Genomic DNA, 3,629 nt, shown 5'->3' with positions numbered 1-3,629 from the left:
TTGCGTCAAAACAAAGGGATAGAGCGGTTCGCCCTTCCGTGAAACGGTGAAACGCTCTAGGCAGGAATCGGGTGGGAGGCACTGCCGCCAAAGCATAATTTCCGGACATCGCCACCGGAGATTTTGCCATGAGCATCCAGTTCAAAGCCTTGCCGACCGAAGCCGTGCGCGCCTTGCAGCGGGGAGGGCCCGATGCCTATGGCCTCACCCCGGAGCACCGGATTTCCGACGGCGACGGCGTGCCCTGCAGGCACTGCCTGAAGAACGTCGCCGAGGGTGAAGGCTATCTGATCGTGGCCTACCGGCCGTTCCCGGAACTGCAGCCCTATGCCGAGACCGGCCCGATCTTCCTACACGCCGATGAATGCGAACGCGCCGCCGACGGGGAGGCGCTGCCGGAAATGCTCGCAAGCAGCGACTATATCGTCAGGGGCTATGGCAAGGACGATCGCATCGTCTATGGCAGCGGCGCGGTCACGCCGACGGGCGATATCGCAGCCCGCGCGACGACACTGCTTGAGCGCGACGACATCGCCTACATCCACGACCGCTCGGCGCGGAACAATTGCTATCAATGCCGCATCGAGCGGGCCTGATCCCAAACCGATAACCCCCAAAAAGAAGCCCGCCGATGGTCAGGCGGGCCGTTGGAGGGTCTGACAGAAGCTGTCGGCAAGTGCTGCCAGGGCGGGATTGTCCGAACCCGGCAAGCAGCACAGACCGCCAGTAGCACTGCGTGTCTAGGCATCTTTCCCGCCGGGCGAATGTGAAGCATTTCACACGAGGGGCATAATGGCCGGAAGACGAAAAACCGAGCCTTCCAAACTGTCGTATTCCCGTCGTACTACCGCGCTACAAAACAATGGTTGATGATCAGTCGACCGCGGATGGACCGGCGGCAGATCGCAACATCGAGGAAGCGGGGCTTTTGCACCGCTTTTTTGTTGCCCGGATTTCTCGACGAACACGCTCGCGCGCAAAGAAAAGCCCGCCGGAATGACCGGCGGGCGACTGGATGAAGCTATGCGAGCCCGTCAGGCGGCAAGCACCGCTTTCGGCTCGACCATTTCGTAACCGAGCGCCTCGGCGACGGCGCGGTTGGTGATCTTGCCCTTATGGACATTGAGGCCGTTGCGCAGGTGATGGTCGTCGACCAGCGCCTTGAGGCCCTTGTCGGCGAGCTGCAGGCCGTAATGCAGCGTCGCGTTGTTGAGCGCGTGCGCCGAAGTGACCGGCACGGCGCCCGGCATGTTGGCGACGCAATAGTGGATGACGCCGTCGACCTCATAAGTCGGATCGGCATGCGTCGTGGCATGCGAGGTCTCGAAGCAGCCGCCCTGGTCGATCGCGACGTCGACCAGCACCGAGCCCTTCTTCATGCCGGAAAGCATCTCGCGGGTGACGAGCTTGGGCGCCGCGGCGCCCGGGATCAGCACTGCGCCGATGACGACGTCGGCCGAGAAGCATTCCTCTTCCAGCGCCTCGACGGTCGAGTAGCGCGTATGGACGCGACCGCCAAAAATGTCGTCGAGCTGGCGCAGGCGCGGGATCGAGCGGTCGATGATGGTGACGTCGGCGCCGAGGCCGGCCGCCATCTTGGCCGCATGCAGGCCGACGACGCCGCCGCCGAGCACGGTGACCTTGCCGGGCAGCACGCCCGGCACGCCGCCAAGCAGCACGCCGCGGCCGCCATTGGCCTTCTGCAGCGCGGTAGCGCCGGCCTGGATCGACAGGCGGCCGGCGACTTCCGACATCGGCGCGAGCAGCGGCAGGCCACCGCGATCATCGGTCACGGTCTCATAGGCAATCGCGGTGACGCCTGAGCCAAGAAGACCCTTGGTCTGCTCCGGATCCGGAGCCAGGTGCAGGTAGGTGTAAAGGATCTGGCCGTCGCGCAGCTGCACCCATTCATTGGGCTGCGGTTCCTTGACCTTGACGATCATGTCCGACTTGGCGAACACGTCGGCGGCCGTCTTGGCGATGGTAGCGCCAGCGGCGCGATAGGCATTGTCGTCGGCGCCGATGCCGGCGCCGGCACCGGTCTCGACCAGCACGTCATGGCCATGCGCGACATATTCGCGGACCGAGCCGGGCGTTAGGCCGACGCGATATTCATGGTTCTTGATTTCCTTGGGGCAGCCGACACGCATCTTTCTTCTCCTGTCCGCGCCTTTCAAAGGGCGCTCTCCCTGTCATTGGTGCATGCCATCAGCTCCGGAACGCCGCGCGATTTGGAGGCGACACGCAATAATCGCAGTCAACCACGAATCGTTCCGTATGTGTTTGCGAATGCACTTGCGGCAAGGATCGCTCTTCGATAATCGTTGCGCGAAATAGCCGAAAATTCGCAGGAACCACGAAAAATGCCGCTCGACAGGATTGATATCGCCATTCTGGAGACTTTGCAGAAGGATGGCCGGATACCCAACGCGGCGCTTGCCGAAAAGGTCGGCCTTTCGCAATCGGCCTGCTCGCGCAGGCTCGACAATCTCGAAAAATCCGGGACCATCCGCGGCTATCACGCCAGGCTGTCCAATTCCGCGCTCGGCCACCAGATGACGGCGATCGTCCACATATCGCTGTCGGGGCAATTCGAAAAGACGCTGTCGGACTTCGAGGCGGCGATCAAGCGCTGCCCGAACGTGCTCTCCTGCCATCTGATGTCTGGCGAATACGACTACATACTGCGCATCGCGGCGAAGGATCTCGTCGACTATGAGCGCATCCACAAGGAATGGCTGTCGGCGATGCCGCATGTGACCAAGATCAACTCGTCCTTCGCGCTGCGCGAGATCGTCGATCGCACGGCGGTCGGCTTGAGGCCGGAGATGGCTTAGGGTCTGGACTGATAACCAGTAGGAGGCAGCAGCTGCGATATGACAGAAAGAACTGCGCTCGCCGAGTCATTGCCGACAACCTCCGTCATCCGCATCTCGCGCGCCAGCTTCGATCCGGCTCGGTTTGCCAAGGTTGATGCCGCCAGCAAGAAAACCGCGCAGTACATCATCCCAGCCGTAAGACGGCTGCCGGGGCTGCTCCACTTTTATTCGGGCGTCTCGCCGAAAGGCGAGATGGTCCAAGTTAGCGTCTGGGATACCGACGAGCATGCGGCGCAACTCAACACCCTGAAGGAGATGGTCGTCGACGGCCGCAGGGACATGGAGGCGGTCGGCGTCACTTTCACGCCGATTTTCCACTATCCGATCGATTGGACCTGGACCGTTTAGGCTGGATTCGCCTCCGTCACCACGGTTGTCATCGCAATGTCGTGCGGCTGCGGGTAGATGGTGGGGATGCGCTGCAATTCATAGCCGACGCCGATCACCAGCGGCCTGAACGGCATGGCGGCCAGCGTGCGGTCGTAAAAGCCGCCGCCATAGCCCAGCCGATACTTGCCTGGATCGATGCCGACGATCGGCGAAATCACGATGTCGGGCAGGACGGGGTCGCCTTCGGCCGGGATCGGAATGTTCCAGACACCCTTTTCCAGCCGGTCGCCCGGTCTGTAGGCGCGAAAGATCAGCGGCTGACCCTTCTCGATGACGACAGGCAGCGCGGTGCGGCCGCCGCGCTCGTTGATAGAGGCCATCCAGCCGCGCAGATCCGGCTCGCCGCGAAACGGCCAATAG

5 protein-coding genes are annotated in these 3,629 nt (G+C 62.6%); 3 read left to right on the top strand and 2 right to left on the bottom strand.

The genetic code is table 11. The annotated features are described in order from the left end of the window. Positions 1–128 precede the first annotated feature (128 nt). Positions 129–596: a DUF1203 domain-containing protein gene (locus EOA23_RS32615; protein WP_127307096.1), complete on the top strand. Its 468-nt coding sequence runs from the start codon at positions 129–131 to the stop codon at positions 594–596. Positions 597–1,034: 438 nt separating this feature from the next. On the opposite strand, the gene ald is transcribed toward EOA23_RS32615, so the two are convergent. Beyond that, complete coding sequence (gene ald / locus EOA23_RS32610; protein WP_127307095.1) at positions 1,035–2,150, bottom strand: alanine dehydrogenase; 1,116 nt, start codon at positions 2,148–2,150, stop codon at positions 1,035–1,037. A gap of 213 nt (positions 2,151–2,363) precedes the next feature. On the opposite strand from ald, the gene EOA23_RS32605 reads away from it, so the two are divergent. Together EOA23_RS32605 and EOA23_RS32600 are read left to right on the top strand one after the other, a co-directional pair. Then, a complete protein-coding gene (locus EOA23_RS32605; protein WP_040994689.1) occupies positions 2,364–2,837 on the top strand; it encodes an Lrp/AsnC family transcriptional regulator in 474 nt (157 codons plus the stop codon). Positions 2,838–2,876: 39 nt separating this feature from the next. Next, complete coding sequence (locus EOA23_RS32600; protein ID WP_127307094.1) at positions 2,877–3,227, top strand: hypothetical protein; 351 nt, start codon at positions 2,877–2,879, stop codon at positions 3,225–3,227. Here the strand turns inward: EOA23_RS32600 and EOA23_RS32595 are convergent. Further along, positions 3,224–3,629, bottom strand: a 406-nt coding sequence (locus EOA23_RS32595; RefSeq protein WP_127307093.1) for a 5-formyltetrahydrofolate cyclo-ligase, incomplete at its 5' end; no start/stop codon positions are given. The two genes, EOA23_RS32600 and EOA23_RS32595, sit on opposite strands and share 4 nt — an antisense overlap.

Source organism: Mesorhizobium sp. M2A.F.Ca.ET.042.01.1.1 (assembly GCF_003997405.1).
Lineage (GTDB): Bacteria > Pseudomonadota > Alphaproteobacteria > Rhizobiales > Rhizobiaceae > Mesorhizobium.
Note: the sequence above shows the minus strand (reverse complement) of the source record. Positions and strands in the feature narration are given on the sequence as shown.